This window comes from Mycolicibacterium holsaticum DSM 44478 = JCM 12374 (assembly GCF_019645835.1).
GTDB classification, from domain to species: Bacteria; Actinomycetota; Actinomycetes; order Mycobacteriales; family Mycobacteriaceae; genus Mycobacterium; species Mycobacterium holsaticum.
The window spans coordinates 2,911,264-2,937,539 of sequence record NZ_CP080998.1; the positions used below are offsets into that span (position 1 = coordinate 2,911,264).

The window sequence follows — 26,276 nt, forward strand, 5'->3', positions numbered from 1 at the left end:
TCAGGCCCCCAATCTGGTGAGCAGGTCCGACAGCACGCCGACCGCGTCGATCTTCGCGGTCAGATAGCCGTCCGGTTTCGAATCCGCCTCGGCGACCGCCTTTTCCGGGCCGGCGAGCAGCACGTGTGAGACACCGGCTTTGCGGGCCGCTTCGACGGCCGCCGACGCCTCGGCCGCGTACCGCGCGTCGGTGCCGCAGATCACCGCCACCGTGGCCGGTTTCGCGTCGTCGGCGTCCGTGACGGCTTCGATACCGCCGGAGGCCAACAGGTTGGTCGCGAACGTGGTGCGGACGTTGTGCTCGGCCAGCGGCCCGAGCGGAAGCAGCCGGGCTTGCGGCCTGGCCCCGGTCCTCTCGAGGAACGCATCGGAGCGGTCGCGCAGCGCCTCGAACCCGGCGGCATAGCGGGCCACATCGGCCAGCGCCTCCCCGTGCGGCAGCGGCGGTTCGGCGAGGTTGGGGTATTCGTTGACCCCGGTGATCGCGGTCCGACGGTGCGCGATGTCCGCGGCACGGCGCTGGGCCACCTCGGCGATCCGGTCGACGACGTGATCGCGGGCGGTCTGGAAGCCGCCGCGGGATTCGATGTCCTGGAACTGTTTCCACGCCTGTTCGGCCAGTTGGTCGGTGAGGTCCTCGACGTACCAGGAGCCGCCCGCGGGGTCGAGCACGCGGCCGACGTGCGACTCCTCGATGAGCAGAAGCTGGGTGTTTCTGGCGATGCGGCGGGCGAAACTTGCCGGCGTGCCCGGGAATCCACCGTCGATGGCGATGTCGAACGGATGCACCAGCACGGTGTCGGCGCCGCCGACGCCCGCGGCGAACGCGGCCAGCGTGGTGCGCAGCATGTTCACCCAAGGATCACGCTTGGCCATCATCGGCAACGACGTCACCGCGTGCAGCGTCGCCGCGCCGTTGTCGGGCGCGCCGAGGACCTCGGCCACCCGGGCCCACAGTTGGCGCGCCGCGCGCAGTTTCGCGATCGTCATGAACTGGTCGTCGTCGGCGGCCAAGCGGAAGCTGATCTGACGCAGCGCGTCGGCGCCGGCGACACCGCCTTCGCCGAGCAGCCGCAGGTAGCTCACCGCCACGGCGATGCTGCCCGCCAGTTCCCAGGACGCATTGGCGCCGAGGTTGTGGAACGCGGGCCCGTCCACCGTGATCGCCCGCACATGCCCGTCGTGGCCGGCGACCTTGGCGGCGGTGTGCACGACGTCGGCCAGGCTCGCCGCGGGCCGGCCGCTCACTACGGCGGTCAGCGGATCGGCGCCCAGGTCCAGTGACAACCGTGAGCGTTGGTCCTCGTCGAAATCGGTCAACAGGCCCAGCACCGCGTCGGCGGCCGCGACGTAATCGGCTCCGGCGTCCAGCACCACCGGGACCAGGTCGAGGAACACACCGTCTAGAAGCCGGTCCAGATCGGTCGCGGGCACACCGTCCGGTCCGCCGATCTTGAGCACCAGGCTGCTGACCCCCTCGGTCAGCGCGAGCAGCAGCGCACCGTTCTGCTCACCGGCTGCCACCGAACCGTTGGCGGGAAAGGCCTCGGCCACCTTCCAGCCCGCCTTGACGTCGCGCAGCGCGTCACTACCGCGCACATAGGGCCACTGCCCGGGCAGCGGAAGCTCCGCGACGGCGTCGAGGCTGGTGTACAGCGGCCGGATCGGAAAGCCTTCGTATGTCGGCGAGTCCAGCAGCCGCTCCGGCTCGGCGGGCAGATCCGCGGGATCCTTGCGGGTGGTCTTTGCCAGCACACCGGCCACGGCTTCGCGCCAACGCTGGCGATCGGCTTCGATCGCACTGGATTTCTGCACGCCATCAGGCTAAATGATCGCCCTTACACCGTTGTCCGCCGGGCAGCCGACTTGCGCCCGCGCCGACCCGCGGATCGGGGTGGCGTTCCGTACCCTAGGTAGGCGTGAACACCGTCGTCAGCACACTGCGCGCGGTCCGCGCTGCGACGATCGCCACGGCGACGAGCCTGTCCCGGCGACGCGTCTTCACCATCGTCACCGCGACTGTGATCCTCGTCGCAGTCGCGGTGCTCGTGCCGGTGCCGACGGCGATCCAGTTGCGCGACTGGGCCACCTCGGTCGGCCCCTGGTTTCCGCTGGCGTTCCTCGGTGCGCACATCGTCGCGACGGTGTTCCCGTTTCCGCGCACGGCGTTCACCTTGGCCGCGGGCCTGCTCTTCGGGCCGGTGATGGGCATTCCGTTGGCGGTGGTGGCCGCCACCGTCAGCGCCGTCATCGCTTTGCTGCTGGTCCGCGCCGTCGGGTGGCAACTGAACCGCTTGGTGCACCATCCCCGCGTCGACTCGCTGGACGCGCGGCTGCGACAACGCGGCTGGCCCACCGTGGTGTCGATGAGGTTGATCCCCGCCGTGCCGTTCTCGGTGCTGAACTACGCCGCAGGCGCTTCTGCGGTGCGCGCGCTGCCCTACACGCTGGCCACGTTCGTCGGGCTGCTGCCGGGGACGGCGGCCGTGGTGATTCTCGGCGACGCGCTGACCGGCAACGTCAACCCGCTGCTGGTGCTGGTGTCGGCGTGTACCGCCAGTGTCGGCATCGCCGGGCTGGTGTACGAGATCCGTGCGCATCGCCGCCACCACGACCGCGAACTGACCAAATCCCTTTAGCTGCCCGCGATTTGGGTGACCTACCGCGCGTGCGATCCACCGTCGTCGCCGTGCGCGGGAACCGAGGGGGGCGGGGTCGGCGCGCCGGGCTGGACCGTCGGTGAGGCACCCAGCTGGGGCGCCGGGTAGCCCGGTTGCTGCACCGGGGTCCGGGCCTCCGCCTCGGCCTTGGCGACGGCCCGCGCGATTTCCGGATCGGTCTCGGTGGAGAACCAATCGGCCACTTCATCGGAGTCGTCCTCGGGCTTGGGCAGATCGTCCTCGACCGGCGACGGGGTGTACCGGAAGACGCCGTCCTCGCCGGGCGCGCCGAGCATCTTGGTGAAACCCTGTAGCGCGGCGCCGAAATCGCTGGGCACCAGCCACACCTTGTTGGCCTCCCCCTTGGCCATCTGCGGCAGGGTCTGCAGGTACTGGTAGGCCAGCAGCTCGGGGGTCGGACGGCCGGCCTTGATTGCGGCGAACGTCTTCTCGATCGCCTTGGCCTGACCCTGGGCCTGCAGATACTGGGCGGCGCGTTCACCCTGGGCCCGCAGCATCCGCGACTGACGTTCGGCCTCGGCCGCCAGGATCGCGGCCTGCTTGGCACCCTCGGCCGAGAGGATCTGTGCCTGCTTCTGCCCCTCGGCCTGCTTGATCGCCGACTCCCGCTGCCCCTCGGCGGTCAGGATCATCGCGCGCTTCTCGCGGTCCGCGCGCATCTGTTTTTCCATCGAATCCTGAATCGAGGGCGGCGGGTCGATGGCGCGCAGCTCTACCCGCGCCACCCGCAGCCCCCACCGGCCCGTGGCCTCGTCGAGCACACCGCGCAGCGCGGTGTTGATCTGGTCGCGCGAGGTCAGCGTCTGCTCCAGGGTCATGCCACCGACCAGGTTGCGCAGCGTCGTCGTGGTCAGCTGCTCGACACCGACGATGTAGTTGCTGATCTGGTACACCGCGGCCTGCGGGTTGGTGACCTGGAAATAGACCACCGTGTCGATCGCCACTGTCAGGTTGTCCTCGGTGATCACCGGCTGCGGCGGAAACGACACCACCCGCTCGCGCAGGTCGACCCTGGCGCGGATCCTGTCGACGAACGGCACCAGCAGCGTCAACTGGCCGCTGACCGTGCGGCTGTACCGGCCCAACCGTTCGATGACCGCGGCCTCGGCCTGCGGGATCAGCGCGATCGACTTGGCGACGATGATGGCGGCGAACACCACCAACACCGCGAGGAGGATCAATCCGGCGACGGCACCGTCCATGCTGGCTCCTTCGTTCGTGCCTCTAGTCGAGCTTGTGGACAACGGCGGTGGCGCCGTCGATGTGCACCACGGTCACGTGGTCGCCCTGTTCGTACACATCTTCTTCGTTCAGGGGGCGCGCCGTCCATACTTCGCCCTCCAGCTTGACCTGCCCCTGGTGGCGCGCCACCCGGTCGAGCACCAGCGCGCTCTTGCCCTCCAGCGCCTTGACCGGCTCGGGCAGCCCGCGTCCGGACAAGAACTGTCTGCGCAGCGCCGGCCGCACCAGCATCAGCAGCAGCACCGACACGACCGCGAACACCGCGCCGTGCACCCACAGATCGTCGAAGATGAGGCTCGACCCCGCCGCGGCCAACGCACCGCCGCCCAGCATGAGCAAGAACATGTCGCCGGTCAGCGCCTCGGCCCCGGCGAGGGCGAGCGCGGCGACAAGCCAGATCAACGCAGCAGGCATGCCGCCAGCCTAGCGCGAGCCCGACCTGCTCAGCCCGTAACAACTACACTGCGAGCATCATGTGGTGTCCCAGTGTTTCGCTGTCGGTGTGGGCCAACGCCTGGCTCGCAGGTGCGGCCGCCCCCGACGATGTTCTCGACGCGTTATCGCATTGGGCGCCAAGGCATTCCGTCACCGCCTACGATTCCGTCGCGGCCAGCCGGACCGGTCTGCCGTGGCCGGATCTGACCGATGCGGGTGCGGTCTCTCTACTTCAGACGCTGCGCACCGCGGCGGGCACCCGGACCTCGACCCCGCCGATGTCCATCGCGCTGCCGATCCCCGGCGATGTCCGCGGCCTGCCCGCCGGAACGCAGTTCCAGCGCGATGCGGTGATGGCGGGCGAAGCCGTTATCGTCACGAGCGATCCGGCCGAGGCCATCGGCCTGGTACCCGATTTCGAGTATCCGCAGCTCGTCGACTACGAGGACGAAACCGACTACGACCCGGATCCCTGCGGTCTGTCGTGGACCGTCTACTCGGTGCCCGCCGTGGCACCCGCGGCACTGCAGGACCTCGGCGAGGCCGAGTACGAGCTGCGCTCAGCGGTGCGGTCGGCCGCCGAGGCGTTGGCCACGCTGCGCGCGGGCACCCTCGACCTGGATGTCGACGACCCGCGCGGGCTGGTGACACAGGTGCTGGAATCCGAACGTCGGCACCGGGTTCCCGACCACGCACCGACCCGGGCGCTGCGCGTGCTCGAGAACGCCGCACAGGTCGACGCGATTATCACCGTGAGCGCGGGGTTGATCCCGATCGGCCTGCACAGCTCGTCGGAGCTGCGGCTGGCCTCCGATGTGCTGCAACCGCTTTCGGCGGTGGTGCGCTCGGCGCGGTTGGCTGCGGTCACCGCGATCCTGTACTCGGCGTGGCGGGACTAGTCCACGCAGTTCGGTGTGCACCGCACGCCGTCGACCGAAAACCCCTGTAGCGGCGGCTGGTTCGGGGCTTCGACGCGGGCGGGCGGACGTCCGGTACGCAGCTCGTCGAACAGGTCGGCTGCCACCCGCGCGAGGTCGGCGTTGGGGGTGGCCGCGCGCGCGAACGCCACGCCCGCTTCCTCGGCCTGCAACCTGAGCTCATGGTCGAGATCCCACACCACCTCGATGTGGTCGGCGACGAAGCCGATCGGGCACACGATCACCGCCGTGGTGCCGCGGTCGGCGAGCACCTTGAGGTGGTCGCCGACATCGGGTTCCAGCCAGGGCATCTGCGGCGGCCCGGACCGCGATTGCCAGACCTGATCGTAATCGTCGTAGCCGGCCGCAGCGGCGACCAGCCGGGCGGCGTAGGCGACCTGACGCGCGTAAAGGTCCGGCCCGCAACGGGATCGGGCCGACTGAGGTATGGAGTGCGCGGTGAACACCAGCCGGGCGCCGTCGGGCACCGTCTGCGCAGCGGCGGTGACCGCGTCGGCGAACATCGCCACGAACAGCGGATGGTCGTAGTACTGGCGCAGTTTGACCAGGTGCGGGGCGCGCTCACCGGTGACCGCGCGCGCCCGTGCGATGTCCTCGACGTACTGCGTGCAGCTGGAGTAGCCGCCCCACGCCGAGGTGGCGAACACCGCCGCCTGCCGAATGCCGTCGTCGGCCATCGCGGCGACGGTGTCTTCGACGTACGGCTGCCAGTTGCGGTTGCCGAAGTAGACCGGCACGTCGAGGAGCCCGCGCAGCCGGTCGATCAGCGCGCGGTTGATCCCGGTGATCGGCGACACCCCACCGAAGTGCAGGTAGTGCTCGGCGACGTCGGCCAGCCGCTCCCGCGGGATGCCGCGGCCGCGGGTGACGTTCTCCAGGAACGGCATCACGTCGGCCTCACCCTCCGGCCCGCCGAAGGACAGCAGCAGGACGGCGTCAAGGACCGGGTCGGCCATCGGCTACAGCAACTGCGTGCTGGCGCCGCCGTCGGCGTAGACCACCGTGCCGGTGGTGGCGGGCAACCAGTCCGAGAGCAGGGCGCACACCGTCTTGGCCACCGGGGTGGGATCCTTCATGTCCCAGCCGACCGGCGCGCGCTGGTCCCAGCCCTCCTCGAGCAGCCGCATCTGCTCACCGGCCTCCGCGCCCAGCGCGCCGCCGACGATCGCACTCATCGCCAGCGTGCGAATCGGGCCTGCGGCAACGAGATTGGAGCGCACCCCGAACGGACCTGCCTCACGGGCCACGAACCGGTTGACGGACTCCAGCGCGCTCTTGGCCACCGTCATCCAGTTGTATGCCGGCATCGCGCGGGTGGGGTCGAAGTCCATGCCGACGATGCTGCCGCCGCGGTTCATGATCGGCAGCGTCGCCTTGGCCAGCGACGCGTACGAGAACGCCGAGATGTGGATGCCCTTGGCGACATCCTCGTAGGGCGCGTCGAAGAACGGGTTGATGCCCATCCCCGACTGCGGCATGAACCCGATCGAGTGCACCACACCGTCGAGCTTGTTGCCCTCGCCGATCACCTCGGTGATCCGGTCGGCCAGCGTGTCGAGGTGCTTTTCGTCCTGCACGTCGAGTTCCAGCAGCGGCGCCTCCTTGGGCAGCCGATCGGCGATGCGCCGGATGAGCTTCATCCGGTCGAATCCGGTCAGCACCAACTCCGCGCCGGCTTCCTGGGCCACCCGCGCGATGTGGAACGCGATCGAGGAGTCGGTGATGATCCCCGTGACGAGGATGCGCTTGCCTTCGAGAATCGCTGCCATGTCCGTCCTTATCTGTTAGTGGCCCATGCCCATGCCGCCGTCGACCGGGATGACGGCGCCGGCGATGTAGCTGGCGTCCTCGGATGCCAGGAAGCTGACCGCGCCGGCCACCTCCTCGGCGGTGCCGACCCGCTTGGCCGGGATGAAGTCCAGCGCCCCGGCCTGGATCCGTTCGTCGAGCGCGCGGGTCATCTCGGTGTCGATGTAGCCCGGCGCGACGACGTTGGCGGTGACGCCCGCCTTCGACAGCTCGCGCGAGATCGAGCGGGCCATTCCGATCAAACCGGCCTTGGCGGCCGCGTAGTTGGCCTGGTTGCCGATCCCCCACATGCCCGACACCGAGCCGATGAAGATGATCCGGCCGAAACGCTTGCGCTGCATGCTGCGTGACGCGCGCTGGGCCACCCGGAACGCGCCGGTCAGGTTGGCGTTGATGACCTCTTCGAAGCGCTCCTCGGTCATCCGCATCAGGAACGCGTCCTTGGAGATACCGGCGTTGGAGACCAGTACCTCGACCGGGCCCTGATGCTCCTCGACCTCCTTGAAGGCGCGGTCGACGGCCTCGTTGTCGGTGACGTCACACACGACGCCGAACAGGCCCTCGGGGGCGCCGGAGCCGCGATGCGTGACGGCGACCTTGTGCCCGTCGGCGGCCAGCCGCTGCGCGATCGCCAGCCCGATGCCGCGGTTTCCACCGGTGACCAGCACCGAACGGGACACGAAAGGCGGACGAGCGCCTGCCGTTTGGCTGGCCGATTCAGGTACAGCAGTCTCGGTCATGCCCGCCAACCTATCGCCTGCACGGCATTCTTAAGAAATCGCCTTAGTGGCGGCCCGCACTACAGCGGCAGCCGTCGGTTGATCAACAGGCTCGCCACCGCCGCGATCGCGGCCACCAGCGCGGCCAGGCGCAGCCAGCCGGTGGTGGCCTCGCCGCGGACGGTCTCATAGCCGATCTGGTCCTGCAGCGTGGCGTAGACCTTGTTGAGCTCGTCGAGGTTGGCCGCGGTGTAGGCCTCGCCGCCGGAGAGTTCGGCGATCCGCTTCATCATCTTGTCGTCGACGGGCACCGGCACCCGCTCGCCGTTGACCTCCACCGAGCCGTTGGCGGTGCCGAAGGAGATCGTCGAGATCGGCACGCCCTGATCCTTGGCGGCCCGCGCCGCGGTGAACGCACCCTTGGGGTTGTCCGGGTTCGACGGCGCGGTTTCCTTGCCGTCGGAGAACAGCACGATGTGCGCGGGCGGCGGCGTGTCACCGCCGCCGATGACCGCGCCGACGGTGGAGATCGACGACAGCGCCGTGAAGATCGCCTCGCCGGTGGCGGTGCGGTCGGCCACCTGCAGGTTGTCGATGGCGCGCCGGCTCGCGTCGCGGTTCGTGGTCGGCGAGACCAGCACCGTTGCGGTGCCGGCGTAGGCGATCACGCCGAGGTTGATACCCGGGGTGAGTTCGTCGACGAACTTCTTCGACGCCTCCTGGGCGGCCACCAGCCGGTTGGGCTCGACATCGGTGGCCTTCATCGACTGCGACACGTCCATCACCAGCATCACGACCGCACGGTTACGCGGCAGCCGTTGGTCATGGGTGGGTCCGGCCAGCGCGATCGTGCACAGCAGCAACGCGATTCCCATCAGCGCCGCGGGCACGAACCGCAAGGGGCTCGGGCGTTTGGGAGCCACGCTGTCGAGCAGTTCGGTGTTGGCGAACTGCTGCAACCGCCTGCGCCGGGACAGCTGGGTGACCGCGTAGTACCCGGCCAGGCCCAGCACGACGACCAGGAACAGCAGGAACCACCAGATGTGTTGGAAGCCCGTGAGCGATACCGGTCCCAGCAGCGGAAGGGTCATATCAAGGTCGTCCCAGTCTTCGCTTTCGCCTCAGTTCGGCAACCGACGGTTGATGGCCAGCGCCGCAAGCGTTGCCAGCGCCAACGCCAGCGCACCCAGACGCAGCCAGCCGGTACTTGCATCGCCCTTGATCGTCTCGTAGCCGATCTGCTGCTGCAGGTTGGCGTAGACCTCGCGCAGCTGTTCGAGGCTGGACGCGGTGAACGCCTCGCCGCCGGACAGATCGGCGATCTTCTTGAGCATCTCGTCGTCGACCGGCACCGGCTGGCGCTGGTCGTTGATCTCGACGTAGCCGTACGGCGTGCCGAACGAGATCGTCGAGATCGGCACGCCCTGATCCTTGGCGGTGCGGGCCGCGGTGTAGGCGCCCTTGGGGTTGTCCGGGTTGGACGGCACCGTCTCCTTACCGTCGGAGAACAGCACGATGCGCGCGGGCGGCGGTTCGTCGCCGCCGCCGATCACCGCCCCGACGGTGGCGATCGCCTGCAGCGCGGTGAAGATACCCTCGCCGGTGGCGGTGCGGTCGGCGAACTGCAGATTGTCGATCGCGTTCTTGGTGGCCTCACGCCCGGTGGTCGGCGACACCAGCACGGTCGCCGTGCCCGCGTACGAGATCAGCCCGAGGTTGATCCCGGGGGTCAGTTCGTCGGCGAACTGCTTGGACGCCTCCTGGGCTGCGGCCATCCGGTTCGGCAGCACGTCGGTGGCGCGCATCGACTGCGACACGTCCATGACGAGCATCACCACCGCGCGGTTACGCGGAATGCGAACGTCGTGGGTCGGGCCCGCCATCGCCACCGTGAGAAACACCAACGCGATCACCAGCAGGATCGCGGGCAGGTGTCGCCAGCGTGAAGACCGTTTGGGCGCAACGCTTTCCAGCAACTCCATGTTGGCAAAGCGCAACATCCGCCGGTGCCGGGCCATCTGGACCACGATGTAGAGTCCGACGACCGCGAGCACCACAAGCAGAAACAAGAAGAACCACGCGTGTTCGAAGCCCGAGAGCGTTATCGGGCCGAGCAACGGCAATGTCATGTGCGCCTAATCATTTCACGGCCAACTCGATCTAGGCGTGGCCTGCCAGCGCGCCACGCCTGCGGTTGGCGACGAATCGGACGACGTCGGCGATCCAGTCCCGGTCGGTGCGCAGCGTCAGCAGCGGCGCATCGCATCGGCGCAGCGTCCTGGCGACTTCCGCACGGTGGGCCGCCGCGGCCCGTTCGAAGTCGTCGCGCAACTGCTCGTCGATGGTGAACTCGCGCGTCACACCGGTTTCGGCGTCCTGCAGGACGACGTCGCCGACCGGCGGCAATTCGACGTCACGCGGGTCGAGGATCTCGATGCCGAGCACTTCGTGGCGGCCGGCGATGGCGCGCAGCGGGCGCATCCAGTTGATCGGGCCGAGGAAGTCGCTGATGATGACCGCCATCCCGCGGCGGCGCTCCGGACGGCGCAGCGCATCGATGGCGGCGGCCAGATCGCCGCGAACTCCCGTGGGCGCCTTGGGCATGGTCGCGATCGTGCGCAGCATCTCCTGCTCGTGCATGCGGCCCGAGAGGGCGGGCACCCGGCGCACCGAGTCGCCGTTGGCGATGATCGCGCCGATCCGGTTACCGCCCCCGCTGTTGAGGAACGTGATCGCCGCGGCGGCGGCCACCGCGAGGTCGCGCTTCTCGCATCCGGTGGTGCCGAAGTCCAGGCTGGCCGACATGTCGACCACCAGCCACGTCTCGAGTTCGCGGTCGGCGATCATCTGCCGCACGTGTGGATGGGTGGTGCGCGCCGTGACCGACCAGTCCATCCGGCGCACGTCGTCGCCGGGCTGATAGAGCCGCGACTCCCCCGGTTCGGAACCGGGACCGGGCAGCAGCCCGAGGTGATCGCCGTGCAGCACGCCGTCGAGCTTGCGGCGCACCGTCAGCTCCAGCTTGCGCAGCGCCGCGGTCAGGGCCGGATCACGGATCTCCCCGCGCTTCAGCGACGGCAGGTCGACCGCGCGCCGCGAACTAGTCACCGACCGGTGGCCGCGCCGGCGGCGGCGGGCACGACGGGCGGCACCGAATGGCCTTGCTGCGGAATGGCATTCACTTGCGGCAGGGCCACGGTCTGCAGGATGCGGTTGATCACCGTCTCGGCCGAGATCTCGTCGGCGAGCGCGTCGTAGGTCAGCACCAACCGGTGCCGCAGCACGTCGGGGATCACCTCGACGACGTCCTGCGGGACCACGTAGTCGCGGCCCCGGACGAGCGCGAGCGCGCGCGAGGCCGCGATGATGCCCAGCGACGCACGCGGGGAGGCGCCGTAGGCGATCCACGCCTTGGCGTCGGGCATCCCGAACTTCTCGGGCTGGCGGGTCGCGGTCACCACACGCACGACGTAGTCCACCAGGGCGTGGTGCACGAACGTGTTGGCTGCGACGTCCTGAAGGCGCAGCAGATCACCGGGCGCCAGAACCTGTTTGGGTTCCGGCGGCTTGACGCCCATCCGGTAGATGATCTCGCGCTCTTCCTCGGGTGTCGGGTAGTCGATGTTGAGCTTGAACAGGAAGCGGTCGCGCTGGGCCTCGGGCAGCGCGTAGACACCCTCCTGCTCGATCGGGTTCTGCGTGGCCATCACCAGGAACGGCTGCGGCAGCGGGAAGGTCTTGCCGCCGATGGAGATCTTGCGCTCGGCCATGACCTCCAGCAGCGCCGACTGCACCTTGGCCGGGGCGCGGTTGATCTCGTCGGCGAGCAGGAAGTTGACCACCACCGGGCCGAGTTCGATGTCGAACTCCTCCTTGCCCACCCGGTAGATCCGGGTGCCGACGATGTCGGTGGGGACCAGGTCGGGGGTGAACTGGATACGGGCGAAGGTGCCGCCGACCACCTTGGCGAAGGTCTCCACGGCCAGCGTCTTGGCGACGCCCGGTACGCCCTCGAGGAGCACGTGGCCCTTGGCCAACAGGCCGACGAGCATCCGCTCGACCAGCTGGTCCTGCCCGACGATGATGCGCTTGACCTCGAAGATCGCCCGTTCGAGGGTGTGGACCTCCTGCTGCAGCCCACCGTTGGTGGGTGCCGCGTTGGCCGGTGCTGCGTGCGAGCCCTGCGGGTAGCCCTGTGCCGGTGCCTGGCCGGAGTACCCTCCAGCGCCCTGCGGCGGCCCACTCGGTGACGTCATCAACGTTCCTTCCACATCAACTCGCTGGTCATAGCGGCCTCGGCCCGATCTGCGCCGGTCGCTCGTGTCAACTATTCCAGGCAGTTCGGAATCCGTCGACGTTGCCCGTACGGTTCGTCGATTCGCTCAGCCTGCGCTCAGCTTGCGTTCAGGATTCGATGATCCTGGCCACGTAGGGCTGCAACCCGCCCTGCCGCACCGGGCTGACGGTGACCTTGCCCGCGCTGCCGGACGCCTCGAGCATCTTTCCGCCGCCCAGATAGATCGCCACGTGCTGGCTGCCGCCGGGGCCCCAGAACAACAGGTCGCCGCGTTTGGCCTGTGAGGTCGGCACCTTGCGCCCGGTGTTGTACTGGTCGCCCGAGTACTTCGGGATCAGCACCCCGACCCCGGCGAACGAGTACTGGGTGAAGCCCGAACAGTCGTAGCCGACGGTGTTGGCGCCGGAGTCGATGCCGCGGCTGGGGCCGTTGGGCTTCCCACCGCCCCACGAGTACGGCACGCCCATCTGCGAGCCGCCGCGACGGATCACGTACTCGATGGCCTGCGGTCCGCGCACCCGTCCGGGTGCGACGCTGGCCACCTCCGGGGTGCCGAACCCGAGCGTGGCCAGGAACTTGCGGCCGAGGTCCATGGTGGCCTGAGTGGCCTGGGCGGTGGCCGCCAGCGAGGCGTTGGCGACCGCGAGGGGGTCACCCGGTGCTCCTGCGCTGATCAGTTTGGGCAGCGTGGGATCCCATTGGCCGTCGTTGGGGGCAGCCGAGGTGGGGGCGGCGAGCGCGGCCGCAACGGCCACCGCGGCCACCCACAGAAGCAGACCGGTGAGGAGACGAATAAGCCTGACGCGCAATGTAATCCTTACTCTCACCAGTCGATGAGACGTGTCGCGTATGGGGTCATGCCGCTGGTCCGAACCGGTGACACCTTGACTACCGAACCGGTGTAGGGCGCCTCGAGCATCTGCCCGTCACCGAGATAGAGGGCCACGTGCTGGCTGGCGTTGGGACCCCAGAAGAGCATGTCGCCGCGGCGCATCTGTGACGACGGGACCTTGCGGCCCGCGTTGTACTGGGAGCCCGAGTAGTGGTCGAGCTTGATGCCGACGCCGGCGAAGGCGTAGAGCATCAGACCCGAGCAGTCGAACCCGACCGTGCCCGCCCCGGAGTCGATGCCCCGGCTGGGTCCGGCCGCGTTGCCGCCGCCCCAGGAGTAGGGCACCCCGAGCTGGGTCATGGCGCGCCGGATCACGTACTCGGTGGCTTCCCGCCCGTGGACCCGCGGGATGACGCCGTTGGTGTAGCCGGTGGGGGTGGGCAGCAGACCCAGCTTCTGCAGGAAGCTGCGGCCTAGATCCTGCGTGACCTGCGCCGAGGTCGACATGATGCCCAGGATCTCGTTGATGATCGCGATCGGGTCGCCGCTGACGAAGGCGCTGGGAATGGCGGGCAGGAACGGATCCCACGCGGTGGCCCAGTTGCCCGTGGCCGGGTCGACGCCCTGCGGTGCGCGGTCCCAGTCGGCGGCCGGCTTCGCCGCCGCCGGCGCGGCCGCCGGTGCCTGCGGACGGTTCGCCGGCGCCGCTGCCGACATCTTGTGGATCTCGTTGAGCTTGCTTTGTGCGGCGGCCCGTTCGGCGATGAGTTTGTCGAGCTCGGCCTGCTGTGCACTGAAGGTGCTCTGGGCGCCCTTGAGCGCCGAAACCGCCTGCTGCTGGCTGGCTTCGGCGTCGGCGAGGGCCTTGTCGGCGTTCTGCTTGGCCAGCCGCACCGCGGAGTCACGGTTCACCTGCTCGGTGCGGGCCCGCTGCAGGTCGGCGATCACCTGCTGGGTGCTGACCGCCAGTGTCTGTCCCGCGGCGACGGTGTCGATGATGTCTGCCGGGTCGCTGGCGGTCAGGTAGGAGTCCGAGGGGCCGTTGACATAGGCGGCGGCGGCGAACTTGTCGAACCGCTGCTGTGCGGCTTCGATCGCCCGGTTGGCGTCCTCGACGCGCAGCTTGCTGGCGTCGACCTCGCGCTGCGCGGCGGCGGCGTTGTCGCGTGCGGTCTGCACGTCGACGATCGCCTTGTTGACGCCTTCCTGCTCGGCCTGGATCGCCGCGCCCAGTTCCTGCAGCTTCTGGTTGGCGTTGGCGACGGCGGCGACCAGTTCAGCGACGCCGTCCGGCTGGGCTTCGGCCGGGGCGGGCGTCATCAGGCCGGGCGTCGCGAACAACAGTCCCACCGCCAGCAGAGCCGCGCAAAGACGTCCGCGCGGCCGCGTAGCAGAGGCGCCAGGGTTGCGTCTCATCGACTGTGTCTCCTATGGCTCGACGCGAACGTGCGGACACATTCGTCGGGCGTCTGAGTACGCAGAAGTCACAACATTCACAACTACAACATCAGCCACCGTTTGCACCGTACGTCACATCTGACGCCGAAGAAACTTTAGTAACAAACTACAAGTTTGTAATTGAGAATAGTGTTATCTCGCCGTGATCTTTCCATTTGCCACGCAGGGCGAGATCGCGCCAAAGATGCTGTCAGACGTCGCTTTATAGGCTAACCGCGGGAGACTGCGCGCTTGCTACGAACCTGCAACAATCGCGTCGCGATAACGGTGGCGACCACCCCGAGGACAAGCAATATCGTGAATGTCGTCCACGGAAAGTGTTCGGTCGTCAACTCGCTGAGGAAATTCTGCGCGCCCTGCACCGGACCGCGGCCCTCGGCGACATCCTGGCCGGCTTCGAGCGTGACCCGGTCGATGGTCGGGCTGTACGTGCCGGACTCCGACGGGCTGAGCACCAGCACCGTCGATCCCGGATGCGCATGGCCGACCTCGGTCGCGATGTCACGCAGCGGGGTGTCAATCGGCGGGTTGTGCTCGATGACGACGATCTTGAGGTCGATGCCGTGTTGGCCGGCCTGCTCGACGACCTCGCGCAACGCCGGCACGTCCGCCGCCGCGGCCGGCGGCACGGCGACCCCGTCGGCGGCGACGTCGGCGTTGATCTGGTTCACATCGACATCCGCCGGGATATAGCCGGGGAGAAACGGGATCACGTGCGGTCCGATCACAGGGAGAACCGTACGTTATGGGTATCCGTAAAGCGACGACCCTGGCCGTATTGCAGGACAAGCGTACTGTTAGGGTTATGTGGGCCGTCGACTCAGCCCGTCGGCGGCGAGAACTAGGCGGGAGTTGATGTGAGTAAAGGTAATAACGCCAATTCGAGCTTGAACTCTTTCGGTGCCCGTGACACGTTGAAGGTCGGCGACAAGAGCTACGAGATTTATCGCCTCGACGCGGTGGCAGGCACCGAGAAACTACCCTTCAGCCTCAAGGTGCTGGCCGAGAACCTGCTGCGCACCGAGGATGGCGCCAACATCACCAAAGACCACATCGAAGCGATCGCCAACTGGGATCCGAACGCCGAACCCAGCGTGGAGATCCAGTTCACCCCCGCCCGGGTGGTGATGCAGGACTTCACCGGTGTGCCGTGCATCGTCGACCTGGCCACCATGCGCGAGGCGATCGCCGAACTCGGTGGAGACCCGGAGAAGGTCAACCCGCTCGCGCCCGCTGACCTGGTGATCGACCACTCGGTGATCGCCGATCTGTTCGGCCGTGCCGACGCGTTCGAACGCAACGTGGAGATCGAGTACCAGCGCAACGGGGAGCGCTACCAGTTCCTGCGCTGGGGCCAGGGCGCGTTCGACGACTTCAAGGTCGTGCCGCCGGGCACCGGCATCGTGCACCAGGTCAACATCGAGTACCTGGCCTCGGTGGTGATGGACCGCGGTCGGGCGGGCGAAGCTGGGGAGGGTGACGAGGTCCGGGTGGCCTACCCGGACACCTGTGTGGGCACCGACAGCCACACCACCATGGTCAACGGGCTCGGCGTGCTGGGCTGGGGGGTTGGCGGCATCGAGGCCGAGGCCGCCATGTTGGGCCAGCCGGTGTCGATGCTCATCCCGCGCGTGGTCGGGTTCAAGTTGACCGGCGAGCGCCAGCCCGGCGTCACCGCCACCGACGTCGTGCTCACCGTCACCGAGATGCTGCGCCAGCACGGGGTGGTGGGCAAGTTCGTCGAGTTCTACGGCGAGGGCGTGGCCGAGGTGCCGCTGGCCAACCGCGCCACGTTAGGCAACATGAGCCCCGAGTTCGGTTCCACCGCAGCGATTTTCCCGGTCGACGAAGAGACCATCAGCTACCTGCGGTTCACCGGCCGCAGCGATGAGCAGCTCGCGCTGGTCGAGGCCTATGCCAAGGAACAGGGCATGTGGCACGACCCGAAGCGGGAGCCGAACTACAGCGAGTACATCGAGCTGAACCTGTCCGACGTCGTGCCGTCGATCGCCGGCCCGAAGCGCCCCCAGGACCGTATCGCGCTCAACGAGGCAAAGACGGCGTTCCGCAAGGACATTCACAACTATGTGGAAAGCAGCGCGGACCACCCGGTTCCGCACACCAAGCTCGACGAGGCGGTCGAGGAGACCTTCCCGGCCAGCGACCCCGCGGCCAGCCTGGCCTTCGCCGACGACGACGCGGTGGTGCCGTCGGCGGCCGTCGGCGCCAACGGCCGGCCGACCAACCCGGTCGAAGTGAAGTCCGACGAGCTCGGCGAGTTCATCATCGACCACGGCGCCGCGGTGATCGCCGCGATCACCTCGTGCACCAACACGTCCAACCCGGAGGTGATGCTCGGCGCGGCGCTGCTGGCCAAGAACGCCGTCGAGAAGGGTCTGACCTCCAAGCCGTGGGTGAAGACCACGATGGCGCCGGGTTCGCAGGTGGTCACCGACTACTACGAGAAGGCCGGGTTGTGGCCGTATCTGGAGAAACTCGGGTTCTACCTGGTGGGCTACGGCTGCACCACGTGCATCGGCAACTCCGGTCCGCTGCCCGAGGAGATCTCGCAGGCGATCAACGACAACGACCTTTCGGTCACCGCGGTGCTGTCGGGCAACCGCAACTTCGAGGGCCGCATCAACCCCGACGTGAAGATGAACTACCTGGCGTCCCCGCCGCTGGTGATCGCCTACGCGCTGGCGGGCACCATGGACTTCGATTTCGACGCCGAGCCGCTGGGACGCGACACCGACGGCAACGAGGTCTACCTCAAGGACATCTGGCCGTCGCAGCAAGACATCAACGACACCATCACCTCGGCGATCAACCGCGAGATGTTCACCAAGAACTACGCCGATGTGTTCAAGGGCGACGAACGGTGGCGCAACCTGCCGACGCCGAGCGGCAACACCTTCGAGTGGAACCCGGATTCGACGTACGTCCGCAAACCGCCGTACTTCGACGGGATGGGCGCAGAGCCTGAGCCGGTGTCCGACATCACCGGCGCCAGAGTGCTGGTGTTGCTTGGTGATTCGGTGACCACCGACCACATCTCCCCCGCCGGCGCCATCAAGCCGGGCACCCCGGCCGCGCAGTACCTCGACGAGCACGGCGTGGACCGCAAGGACTACAACTCCTACGGTTCACGGCGCGGCAACCACGAGGTGATGATCCGGGGCACGTTCGCCAACATCCGGCTGCGCAACCAGTTGCTGGACGACGTCGCGGGCGGATACACCCGCGACTTCACCAAGGGCGGCGAGCAGGCGTTCATCTACGATGCGGCGCAAAACTATGCGGCGCAGGATATTCCGCTGGTCGTGCTGGGCGGTAAGGAGTACGGCTCGGGATCGTCGCGGGACTGGGCCGCCAAGGGCACCGGGCTGCTCGGGGTGCGCGCGGTGATCGCCGAATCGTTCGAGCGCATCCACCGCAGCAACTTGATCGGCATGGGCGTCATCCCGCTGCAGTTCCCCGAGGGCGAATCGGCGGCCAGCCTCAAGCTCGACGGCACCGAGACGTTCGACATCGCGGGCATCGAGGCGCTCAACGACCAGGGCGAGCGCAGCGACGGGAAAGCCGGAGGCAAGACTCCGGAGACGGTGCATGTCACCGCGACGAAGGAGGACGGCGCCAAGGTCGAGTTCGACGCGGTGGTGCGGATCGACACACCCGGCGAGGCGGACTACTACCGCAACGGCGGCATCCTGCAGTTCGTACTGCGCAACATGTTGAAGTCCTGACGAATGCCCCGGGTCACCGACGATCATCTGGCGGCCCGCCGCCGTCAGATCCTCGACGGTGCCCGGCGGTGTTTCGCCGAGTACGGCTACGAGAAGGCGACCGTGCGACGGCTCGAGCAGACGATCGGGCTGTCGCGCGGCGCCATCTTCCACCACTTCCGCGACAAGGACACACTGTTCTTCGAATTGGCCCGCGAGGACGCCGAGCGGATGGCAGACGTCGCGGCGCGCGAAGGCCTCGTCCAGGTGATGCGCGACATGCTGGTCGCGCCCGAGCAGTTCGACTGGCTGGCCACCCGGCTGGAGATCGCGCGTAGGCTGCGCAACGAGCCGGATTTCCGCCGCGGCTGGATGGAGCGCTCAGCGGAGCTGTCGGCCGCGACAACCGCCCGGCTGCGACGGCAGAAGCAGGCCGGGCGGTTACGCGACGACGTCCCCAGCGCCGTCCTGCAGACCTATCTGGACCTGGTGCTCGACGGTCTGGTCGCCCGCCTGGCCTCCGGTGACGATCCCGAAAAGCTCAGTGGCGTACTGGACCTGGTCGAGGCGTCGCTGCGGCAGGAGCCACGCTAGCGGCGGCTGCGGTGGTTCGGTCCACCGCGGCTGCGCATCGTCGTACCCGATTCCCGCAACATACTGTGGATCGAGCCGTACGAACGGCCGGTCGATGCGACCAACGTCCGGATGCTTGCGCCGCCTTCGTATGCGCTGCGCAACTCGTTGAGAAGTTGGTCTCTTGGCTTGCTGGCCTTCTTCTGGGTCATCCTGCCTGGCACCTCCCCGCGCACTTGTGATGCCCCGACGGATACCCAGCGTAGGAAGCGGCTACACCAAGCGGGTGGATTTGAATGAAACGGTTCGCAATTCGCTACGTCCAGCTCCTGGCGGGTCAGGCCAGCTCGATCAACTCCGCGTAGTCCGCAGACCAGAAGTCCTCGGTGCCGTCGGGCAGCAGCACGACGCGTTGCGGGTCCAGCGCCTCGGCCGCGCCGGGGTCGTGTGTCACCAGCACCACCGCACCGATGTAACTGCGCAGCGCGTCGAGCACCTGTTCGCGCGACGCGGGATCGAGGTTGTTGGTCGGCTCGTCGAGCAGCAGCACGTTGGCGGTCGAGGCGACCAGGCCGGCCAGCGCGAGCCGGGTCTTCTCACCACCGGACAACGTGCCCGCCGGCTGGTCGAGTTGCGGACCGCTGAACATGAACGCGCCCAACAGTCCCCGCAGATCCTGCTCACCCGTGTCGGGTGCGGCGTGGCGGATGTTCTCCCACACCGTCGCGGCGTCGTCGAGGGTGTCGTGCTCCTGGGCGAAGTATCCGACCTTCATGCCGTGGCCGGGTTCTATCGCGCCGGCGTCCGGTGTCTCGGCACCGGCCAGCAGGCGCAGCAGCGTGGTCTTGCCCGCGCCGTTGAGGCCGAGCACCACCACGCGTGACCCGCGGTCGATCGCCAGGTCGACACCCGAGAACACCTCCAGCGACCCGTAGTTCTTGGTCAGTCCCTTGGCCACCAGCGGCGTCCGCCCGCAGGGGGCCGGCGTCGGAAACTTGATCCTGGCCACCTTGTCGGCCACCCGTTCCTCGTCGAGTGCAGCCATCATCCGGTCGGCTCGGCGCAGCATATTCTGTGCGGCAACGGCTTTGGTCGCCTTGGCGCCCATCTTCGCGGCCTGGGTGCGCAGCGCGGCGGCTTTGCGTTCGGCGTTGGCGCGTTCGCGGCGGCGACGCTGCTCGTCGGTGGCGCGGGCGTCCAGGTAGCGCTGCCAGCCCATGTTGTAGACGTCGACCTCACCGCGCACGGCGTCAAGGAACCACACCCGGTTGACCACGTCGGCCAGCAGATCGATGTTGTGGCTGATGACCACCAGCCCGCCGGTGTGGTTCTGCAGGAAGGTGCGCAACCAACCGATGGAGTCGGCGTCGAGGTGGTTGGTCGGCTCGTCGAGCAGCAGCGTGGTCGTCGAACCGGACACCCCGGCGCCGCCGTCGGAGGCCGCGAACAGGATCCGCGCCAGCTCCACCCTGCGTCGTTGGCCGCCCGACAACGTGCGCAGCGGCTGCGTGAGAACCCGTTCCGGCAGGCCAAGGCTCGCGCAGATCCGGCCGGCCTCGCTCTCGGCGGCGTAGCCGCCCAGCGCGGCGAACCGCTCCTCCAACTGGCCGTAGCGTCGCACGGCCTTGTCGCGGGCGGTGTCGTCGGCCACCTCGGCCATCAGCACCTGCTGCTTTTCCAGGTCGGACAGCAGCGTGTCGAGCCCGCGCGCCGACAGCACCCGGTCGCGCGCCAGCATGTCGAGGTCACCCTCTTTGGGATCCTGTGGTAGGTAACCGATTTCACCTGACCTGGCGATCGTCCCGGCGTACGGCTCGCCCTCGCCGGCCAGGATCCGCATGGTGGTGGTCTTGCCTGCGCCGTTGCGCCCGACCAGCCCGATGCGATCGCCGGGCTGCACCCGCAGCGCGGAGCCGTCGGTGGACAGCAGCGTGCGCGCGCCTGCGCGGACCTCCAGGTCCGTTGCGGTGATCACGCTGCTGCTCTCCTCGTGCTGGTCTTACTTGTCGTCGGTGAAGATGGGGGCCCGCTTCTCGGCGCGCGCGGCCACCGCCTCTTCGAAGTTGGCGGTGAGCAGACGCACGTAGAGTTGACCCAGGCCCTCGGCCTGCATGTGCCCTTCCAGGCTAGCGGCGTCCAGTCCACTCCAAAGTGTGCGCTTGGTCAACTCGATTCCGGGCCGGGAGAACGCCGCGATCCGCTCCCCCATCCGGTAGCAGGCCGCGAGCAGTTCGTCTTCGGGCACCGTGTCAGAGACCAGGCCGATCCGGTGTGCCTCGTCGGCGTCGACGTCGCGGCCGGTGAGCATCAGTTCGAACGCCCGCGAGGTGCCGATCGCACGGGGCAGCAGGTAGGACAGCCCCAGCTCGCTGGCGGTCAGGCCGTTGTTGATGCCGGCGGCGCGGAAATAGGCGCCGGTCGCGGCCACCCGGATGTCGCAGGCCAGGGCCAGACACAGGCCGCCGCCGATCGCCGCCCCGTTCACCGCGGCGATGACGGGCTGGTGCATCTTGCGCAGCGCCAGGATCACATCGTCGAGGATTTCCATCGACCGCAGCGCGAAGCTGGGCCGGGTCAGGCCCTCGGTGTGCGGCACGCTGCCCGCCGATTTGTGGTCGGCGCCCGATGAGAAGCCACGGCCGGCACCTGTGAGCACTATCACGCGCACGGCGTTGTCGTAGTTCAGCTCGTCGAGCACCTTCTTGAGCGGAACCATGACGTCGAAAGCCATCGAGTTCATGCGTTCGGGCCGGTTCAGGGTCACCAGCGCGATGTCGGGGCGCGGGCGGTCGACGAGAACGAAGTCGGTTTGCTCGGTCACGGACTGCACGCTATCGCGTGCGCCCGCTCAGTCGGTCTGACCGTTGTCCTGAGCTGCGATCGCGGCGTCGACGTCGAACTCCTTGACCCGCTGCACGAGTTCCTCGAGGGCCGCCGGGGGCAGCGCGCCTGCCTGGTTGAACACCAGCTTGCCCTTCTTGAACGCCATCAAGGTGGGGATGGAGCGGATGTCGGCCGCGGCCGCGAGTTCCTGCTCGGCCTCGGTGTCCACCTTGGCGAACACCACGTCGGGGTGTTCGTCCGATGACGCCGCGAACGTCGGGGCGAACGCTTTACACGGGCCGCACCACGACGCCCAGAAGTCCACCAGCACGATCTCGTTCTCGTTGATGGTGTCGTTGAATTGTTCGGCGGTGATGTCTTTCGTAGCCACGATGTTCCTAACGCCGGGGATGAGCTCGGTGTTCCCAGCCTACGGGCGGCCACGTAGTTCGGCGCGACCCCGCTCGAAGAACTCGGCGATGCGCTCGGTGAGCGTGTCGACGTCGTGCGCGGGATCGAGCGCCGCCACCGCGCCGAACGGAGCGTTCCAGAACGCACCCTGCACGGTGGCCCACGGCCCGACGTAGGCATACGGCGTCGGGTGAAAGTCGTCACCCGGGGATACGCCGTAGTTGACCTCGTTGTCGGCGACCGCGACGTCGAAGTGCTCGGGCCACAGCACCGGATGGCTCTCCGGCAGAACGCGTTTGAGCGCATGCCCACCGGCGTAGATGCTGCGGTAGAGGACGTCGGCGGAGCCATCGTCGATGTCGAGGACGGTATCCGGGGGCAGTGCGTCGACGGCGTCGTACACATCCCCGGGCGGGCCGGGCAGCACGCCTGCGGCCTCGGCGACCGCGCCGAGCGGTCCGGCCAGCGGTGCGGCCCCGTTCGGCCACACCAACTCGCGTCCCTGCACGGCCAGTGCGATCGCGGTGCCCGCGAAGCCGGACGGACGCACGGCGAGCCGGATCGTGCCCGCCATCCGGTACTGCGGGCCCGCGATCAGGCTCTCGGCGACACCGCGCAACTGGCGTCGGGTGGCGATGTAGATCTGTTCGACGTTCACACGGACTGACTACCAGGTTGCGTCGTGCTGTCGACGTTGACCGACGCCAGAACCCGGCGGACAACGCCGCCGCGCCATGCGAATGCCGGCACCGTGACCAAAGGCGGTCCCTCCGATCAGTCGAGGCGGGTGCGCCGGTAGTGCCGGCGCGCCTTCATGCGGTTACCGCATACTGCCATCGAGCACCAGCGGGCCGTGTTGGGTTTGCTCCGGTCCAGGAGGAACAGCTGACACTCGGTGTTCGCGCAGGGCCGCAGCCGCCCAGGGCTGCTCACCCGCAGCGCGTCCCACGCCAGCACCGCCCGGGCCGCGCCATGGGCGCCGTCGACCGCGAGGTGCCAGTCCAGGCCGGTTTGATTCATCGCCGGCTGCAGCCGCACACCGTCGAGAAACCGGCGCAGCGCGACCGGTTCCACGTCGCCGCGGACCACACCCTGCAGCACCGGGCGAATTTCGACCAACGCGGCCAGTTCGGCGCCGGTCGCCGCTACTCCCCTGTCGCGCAGCCACTTACGGGCCGCATCGGGGTTTGCGAGGTCGTCGCGGACCACACCGTCGATCACCGGCGTCGTGTTCAGCAGGTCGAGCAGCAGCGCCTCGTCCGCGGTCCCCACCGCCACCAACTCCATGCCTAACCTCCAAATCGCTATTGACAGGTTACATGAACCGGGGTTGACTGTGGCTAACCGGCAAAACAATTAAAAGGAGTTAGACATGACGGCACCCGTTCACCACCGCTACGCCAGCGTGCAGGGCAGGCGACTGTTCTACCGGGAGGCCGGCCGTTCGGACGCACCCGCGGTCGTGCTGCTGCACGGCTTTCCCACCAGCTCATTCATGTTCCGTGATCTGATCCCCCGGCTGGCCGACTCCTATCACGTGATCGCCCCCGACCACCTCGGCTTCGGGTTGTCCGATGCGCCGGGCGTCGAGGAGTTCGACTACACCTTTGACGCGTTGACCGACCTGACCGAGGGGCTGCTGGACCAGCTCGGCATCCCCCGCTACGCGATCTATGTGCAGGACTACGGCGCCCCCATCGGCTGGCGGCTGGCGCTGCGCCGCCCCGACGCGGTCACCGCGATCGTCACGCAGAACGGCAACGGCTACGACGAGGGTTTCGTCGAGGACTTCTGGACGCCGGTGTGGGCCTACCAGCGCGAACAGACTCCAGAGACCGAAGCCGCGATCCGCACCGCGCTCGGCGTCGACGCGATCAAGTGGCAGTACCTCACCGGGGTCGCCGACGAGACGCTGGTCAGCCCGGACACCTGGGCACACGATGCGGCGCTGATCGGCAGGCCCGGTAACGACCTGGTGCAGCTCAAGCTCTTTCGCGACTACGCGACGAACCCGCCGCTGTATCCCGCGCTGCAGGAACACCTACGGACCAGCCGGGTGCCGGTGCTGGCGGTGTGGGGGCAGAACGACCAGATCTTCGGCCCCGACGGCGCCCGCGCGTTCGGCAAGGACGCCCCCGATGCCGAGATCCATCTGCTCGACGGCGGTCACTTCCTGCTGGAGACCCACGGCGAGCAGGTCGCGGACCTGATGCGCGACTTCCTGGGCCGGGTGCTCAGACGGTGAAGCCGAGCGCGCGCAGCTGTTCGCGGCCGTCGTCGGTGATCTTGTCGGGTCCCCACGGCGGGTTCCACACCCAGTTGATCTTGATCTCGTTGACCAGCCCGGTGCCCACCAGCGCGGTACGTGACTGGTCCTCGATGACGTCGGTCAGCGGGCAGGCCGGCGACGTCAGCGTCATGTCGATCAACGCGACGTTGCCCTGGTCTCCCTTTTCGACGTTCAGGCCGTAGACAAGGCCCAGGTCCACGACGTTGATCCCGAGCTCGGGGTCGACCACGTCGCGCATCGCCTCTTCGAGATCGAACAACAGCTCCTCGTTAGGCACTGCGGTGTCGCTCATCTGACATCTCCTCACTGGCCTGCGCAAGCGCATCCTTGAAAGCCATCCAACCCAGCAGCGCGCATTTCACGCGTGCGGGGTACTTCGCCACACCCGCGAACGCGACGCCGTCGCCGAGTACATCTTCATCTCCTGCAACGGTGCCTCGTGACGAAACCATCTCACTGAAGGCCGCGACCGTCTTGAGCGCGTCGCCCACGCTCTGCCCGATCACCTGATCGGTCAGCACCGACGTCGCCGCCTGGCTGATCGAACAACCCTGCCCGTCATAGGAGATGTCGGTGACCGTCTCCCCGTCGTCGGACAGCGCCACCCGCAGCGTCACCTCGTCGCCGCAGGTCGGGTTGACGTGGTGCACTTCGCGCGCGAAGGGTTCGCGCAGCCCACGGTTGTGCGGGTGTTTGTAGTGATCGAGGATCACTTCCTGGTAGATCTGCTCCAGTCGCATCTATGGCCTCAAGCCAATCCCCGGGTCGCTGCGCTCCTGCCCGCCGGATCGAAGAACTCCACGGCCCGGCGCACACCGGCCACCAGGCGGTCGACCTCGTCGATCGTGTTGTAGAGCGCGAACGACGCGCGGGCGGTTGCGGCGATCCCGAACTTGCGGTGCAGTGGAAACGCGCAGTGGTGACCGACCCGCACCGCGACACCGTCGTCGTCGAGCACCTGACCGACGTCGTGGGCATGCACACCGTCGACCACGAACGCCACCGGGGACGCGCGGTTCTCCAGCGACATCGGTCCGATGATGCGCACCCCGTCGACACCGGCAAGGCCCTCGAGCGCAGCGGCGACCAACTGCGCCTCGTGCGCCTCCACGGCGTCCATCCCGATCTCGGTGAGATAGCGCGCGGCGGCGGCCAATCCGACCACCTGGGAGGTCATCGGCGTTCCGGCCTCGAACCGCTGCGGTGGCGGCGCGTACGTCGCGCCCTCCATCGTGACGGTTTCGATCATGGAACCGCCGGCGAGAAACGGCGGCATCGCGTCGAGCAGTTCGCGCCGCCCGTAGAGCACTCCGATGCCGGTAGGGCCGAGCATCTTGTGTCCGGAGAAGGCCGCGAAGTCCACATCCAGGGCACCGAAGTCCACCGATTGGTGCGGGACGGACTGACACGCGTCCAGCACCGTCAGTGCGCCGACCGCCTTGGCCCGCGCCACCACCTCGGCGACCGGTGCCAGGGCACCGGTCACGTTGGAATGATGGCTGAACGCAACGATTTTCACGCGTTCGTCGAGCGCAAGAGAGTCCAGGTCGATGCGGCCGGCCTCCGGCCCCTCGGAGGTGGCCTGATACCACTTGAGCGTCGCGCCGGTGCGACGCGCCAACTCCTGCCACGGGATCAGGTTCGCGTGGTGCTCCACCTCGGTGGTGACGATGACGTCTCCGGGGCCGACGGCGCGCTCGAACCGGTCGTCGCCGAACACATACGACACCAGGTTGAGCGCCTCGGTCGCGTTCTTGGTGAACACCAGCTCATCGGGGTGGGCACCGACGAATGTCGCGATGTCGTCGCGGCCCTGCTCGTAGGCGTCGGTCGATTCCTCCATCAACTGGTGCGCGCCGCGATGCACCGCACCGTAGGACGTGGTCAGAAAATCCCGCTCGGCGTCGAGCACCTGCATCGGACGCTGCGAGGTCGCCCCGGAATCCAGATAGGCCAACGTGTTTCCGCCGCGCATCACCTTTTTCAAGATCGGGAAGTCGGCCCGGATCCTGGTGACGTCCAGAGACTGCGCGGTCGTCACGG

27 protein-coding genes are annotated in these 26,276 nt (G+C 68.1%); 5 read left to right on the forward strand and 22 right to left on the reverse strand.

Going from position 1 to position 26,276, the window contains the following annotated elements:
* Nucleotides 1–1,815 (reverse strand): methylmalonyl-CoA mutase small subunit, encoded by a 1,815-nt coding sequence (gene mutA / locus K3U96_RS14045; protein ID WP_220690101.1) that lies wholly within the window; start codon nt 1,813–1,815, stop codon nt 1–3.
* Nucleotides 1,816–1,919: 104 nt separating this feature from the next.
* Here mutA and K3U96_RS14050 point away from each other — a divergent pair, with 104 nt between their 5' ends.
* On the forward strand, nt 1,920–2,639 hold the full coding sequence (locus K3U96_RS14050) for a TVP38/TMEM64 family protein (protein WP_220690102.1): 720 nt from the start codon (nt 1,920–1,922) through the stop codon (nt 2,637–2,639).
* Nucleotides 2,640–2,659: 20 nt separating this feature from the next.
* Here K3U96_RS14050 and K3U96_RS14055 read toward each other — a convergent pair whose 3' ends face one another.
* Both K3U96_RS14055 and K3U96_RS14060 read right to left on the reverse strand, forming a co-directional pair.
* Nucleotides 2,660–3,883 (reverse strand): SPFH domain-containing protein, encoded by a 1,224-nt coding sequence (locus K3U96_RS14055; RefSeq protein WP_069403607.1) that lies wholly within the window; start codon nt 3,881–3,883, stop codon nt 2,660–2,662.
* Nucleotides 3,884–3,905: 22 nt separating this feature from the next.
* Entirely contained in the window at nt 3,906–4,337 is a 432-nt protein-coding gene (locus K3U96_RS14060; RefSeq protein ID WP_220690103.1) for an NfeD family protein, read from the reverse strand.
* A gap of 59 nt (nt 4,338–4,396) precedes the next feature.
* Here K3U96_RS14060 and K3U96_RS14065 point away from each other — a divergent pair, with 59 nt between their 5' ends.
* Nucleotides 4,397–5,257 (forward strand): Rv1486c family protein, encoded by an 861-nt coding sequence (locus tag K3U96_RS14065; RefSeq protein ID WP_069403605.1) that lies wholly within the window; start codon nt 4,397–4,399, stop codon nt 5,255–5,257.
* Here the strand turns inward: K3U96_RS14065 and K3U96_RS14070 are convergent.
* From K3U96_RS14070 to K3U96_RS14115, 10 genes are all read right to left on the reverse strand, one after another.
* Nucleotides 5,254–6,252 carry a ferrochelatase gene (locus K3U96_RS14070; RefSeq protein ID WP_220690104.1) on the reverse strand — a complete coding sequence of 333 codons (999 nt, stop codon included), beginning with the start codon at nt 6,250–6,252 and terminating at the stop codon, nt 5,254–5,256. The two genes, K3U96_RS14065 and K3U96_RS14070, sit on opposite strands and share 4 nt — an antisense overlap.
* Nucleotides 6,253–6,255: 3 nt before the next feature.
* Nucleotides 6,256–7,065: an NADH-dependent enoyl-ACP reductase InhA gene (gene inhA / locus K3U96_RS14075; RefSeq protein ID WP_069403603.1), complete on the reverse strand. Its 810-nt coding sequence runs from the start codon at nt 7,063–7,065 to the stop codon at nt 6,256–6,258.
* A gap of 15 nt (nt 7,066–7,080) precedes the next feature.
* Nucleotides 7,081–7,845 carry a 3-oxoacyl-ACP reductase FabG1 gene (fabG1, locus tag K3U96_RS14080; protein WP_069403602.1) on the reverse strand — a complete coding sequence of 255 codons (765 nt, stop codon included), beginning with the start codon at nt 7,843–7,845 and terminating at the stop codon, nt 7,081–7,083.
* 59 nt (nt 7,846–7,904) lie between these two features.
* Nucleotides 7,905–8,915 (reverse strand): VWA domain-containing protein, encoded by a 1,011-nt coding sequence (locus tag K3U96_RS14085; protein ID WP_069403601.1) that lies wholly within the window; start codon nt 8,913–8,915, stop codon nt 7,905–7,907.
* 30 nt (nt 8,916–8,945) lie between these two features.
* Nucleotides 8,946–9,953 (reverse strand): VWA domain-containing protein, encoded by a 1,008-nt coding sequence (locus tag K3U96_RS14090; protein WP_069403600.1) that lies wholly within the window; start codon nt 9,951–9,953, stop codon nt 8,946–8,948.
* Nucleotides 9,954–9,984: 31 nt separating this feature from the next.
* Nucleotides 9,985–10,932, reverse strand: a complete 948-nt coding sequence (locus tag K3U96_RS14095) for a DUF58 domain-containing protein (protein WP_069403599.1) — start codon at nt 10,930–10,932, stop codon at nt 9,985–9,987.
* Nucleotides 10,929–12,080 carry a chaperone MoxR1 gene (gene moxR1, locus K3U96_RS14100; protein WP_220690105.1) on the reverse strand — a complete coding sequence of 384 codons (1,152 nt, stop codon included), beginning with the start codon at nt 12,078–12,080 and terminating at the stop codon, nt 10,929–10,931. The genes K3U96_RS14095 and moxR1 overlap by 4 nt, the downstream gene beginning before the upstream one ends.
* Nucleotides 12,081–12,228: 148 nt before the next feature.
* Nucleotides 12,229–12,897, reverse strand: coding sequence for an NlpC/P60 family peptidoglycan endopeptidase RipB (gene ripB, locus K3U96_RS14105; protein WP_230982519.1), 669 nt, complete (start codon nt 12,895–12,897; stop codon nt 12,229–12,231).
* 47 nt (nt 12,898–12,944) lie between these two features.
* Entirely contained in the window at nt 12,945–14,369 is a 1,425-nt protein-coding gene (gene ripA / locus K3U96_RS14110) for an NlpC/P60 family peptidoglycan endopeptidase RipA (protein WP_220690107.1), read from the reverse strand.
* A gap of 251 nt (nt 14,370–14,620) precedes the next feature.
* Nucleotides 14,621–15,139: an Rv1476 family membrane protein gene (locus tag K3U96_RS14115; RefSeq protein ID WP_220690108.1), complete on the reverse strand. Its 519-nt coding sequence runs from the start codon at nt 15,137–15,139 to the stop codon at nt 14,621–14,623.
* A gap of 129 nt (nt 15,140–15,268) precedes the next feature.
* Here K3U96_RS14115 and K3U96_RS14120 point away from each other — a divergent pair, with 129 nt between their 5' ends.
* Both K3U96_RS14120 and K3U96_RS14125 read left to right on the forward strand, forming a co-directional pair.
* Nucleotides 15,269–18,157 (forward strand): aconitate hydratase, encoded by a 2,889-nt coding sequence (locus K3U96_RS14120; RefSeq protein ID WP_220690109.1) that lies wholly within the window; start codon nt 15,269–15,271, stop codon nt 18,155–18,157.
* 3 nt (nt 18,158–18,160) lie between these two features.
* Nucleotides 18,161–18,730 (forward strand): TetR/AcrR family transcriptional regulator, encoded by a 570-nt coding sequence (locus K3U96_RS14125; protein WP_069407222.1) that lies wholly within the window; start codon nt 18,161–18,163, stop codon nt 18,728–18,730.
* Here K3U96_RS14125 and K3U96_RS14130 read toward each other — a convergent pair.
* From K3U96_RS14130 to K3U96_RS14155, 6 genes are all read right to left on the reverse strand, one after another.
* The gene (locus K3U96_RS14130; protein ID WP_069407223.1) at nt 18,727–18,921 is read right to left on the reverse strand and encodes a helix-turn-helix domain-containing protein; all 195 of its coding nucleotides are present in this window, start codon (nt 18,919–18,921) and stop codon (nt 18,727–18,729) included. The two genes, K3U96_RS14125 and K3U96_RS14130, sit on opposite strands and share 4 nt — an antisense overlap.
* A gap of 125 nt (nt 18,922–19,046) precedes the next feature.
* Nucleotides 19,047–20,684, reverse strand: coding sequence for an ABC-F family ATP-binding cassette domain-containing protein (locus K3U96_RS14135; RefSeq protein ID WP_069407224.1), 1,638 nt, complete (start codon nt 20,682–20,684; stop codon nt 19,047–19,049).
* 24 nt (nt 20,685–20,708) lie between these two features.
* Nucleotides 20,709–21,539: an enoyl-CoA hydratase gene (locus K3U96_RS14140; protein WP_220690110.1), complete on the reverse strand. Its 831-nt coding sequence runs from the start codon at nt 21,537–21,539 to the stop codon at nt 20,709–20,711.
* Between the two features lie 18 nt (nt 21,540–21,557).
* Nucleotides 21,558–21,923, reverse strand: coding sequence for a thioredoxin (trxA, locus tag K3U96_RS14145; protein WP_069407226.1), 366 nt, complete (start codon nt 21,921–21,923; stop codon nt 21,558–21,560).
* Between the two features lie 39 nt (nt 21,924–21,962).
* Nucleotides 21,963–22,601 (reverse strand): hypothetical protein, encoded by a 639-nt coding sequence (locus tag K3U96_RS14150; RefSeq protein WP_220690111.1) that lies wholly within the window; start codon nt 22,599–22,601, stop codon nt 21,963–21,965.
* Nucleotides 22,602–22,717: 116 nt separating this feature from the next.
* Nucleotides 22,718–23,230, reverse strand: coding sequence for a CGNR zinc finger domain-containing protein (locus K3U96_RS14155; RefSeq protein WP_220690112.1), 513 nt, complete (start codon nt 23,228–23,230; stop codon nt 22,718–22,720).
* An 85-nt stretch (nt 23,231–23,315) separates the two neighbouring features.
* On the opposite strand from K3U96_RS14155, the gene K3U96_RS14160 reads away from it, so the two are divergent.
* On the forward strand, nt 23,316–24,188 hold the full coding sequence (locus tag K3U96_RS14160; protein ID WP_220690113.1) for an alpha/beta fold hydrolase: 873 nt from the start codon (nt 23,316–23,318) through the stop codon (nt 24,186–24,188).
* On the opposite strand, the gene K3U96_RS14165 is transcribed toward K3U96_RS14160, so the two are convergent.
* From K3U96_RS14165 to K3U96_RS14175, 3 genes are read right to left on the reverse strand one after another with little or no spacing between them, the layout of a single operon-like run.
* Complete coding sequence (locus K3U96_RS14165) at nt 24,178–24,525, reverse strand: metal-sulfur cluster assembly factor (RefSeq protein WP_069407230.1); 348 nt, start codon at nt 24,523–24,525, stop codon at nt 24,178–24,180. The two genes, K3U96_RS14160 and K3U96_RS14165, sit on opposite strands and share 11 nt — an antisense overlap.
* Nucleotides 24,503–24,973: a Fe-S cluster assembly sulfur transfer protein SufU gene (sufU, locus tag K3U96_RS14170; protein WP_069407231.1), complete on the reverse strand. Its 471-nt coding sequence runs from the start codon at nt 24,971–24,973 to the stop codon at nt 24,503–24,505. Before sufU ends, K3U96_RS14165 begins: the two co-directional genes overlap by 23 nt.
* Nucleotides 24,974–24,981: 8 nt before the next feature.
* Entirely contained in the window at nt 24,982–26,274 is a 1,293-nt protein-coding gene (locus K3U96_RS14175) for a cysteine desulfurase (protein ID WP_220690114.1), read from the reverse strand.
* Nucleotides 26,275–26,276 lie beyond the last annotated feature (2 nt).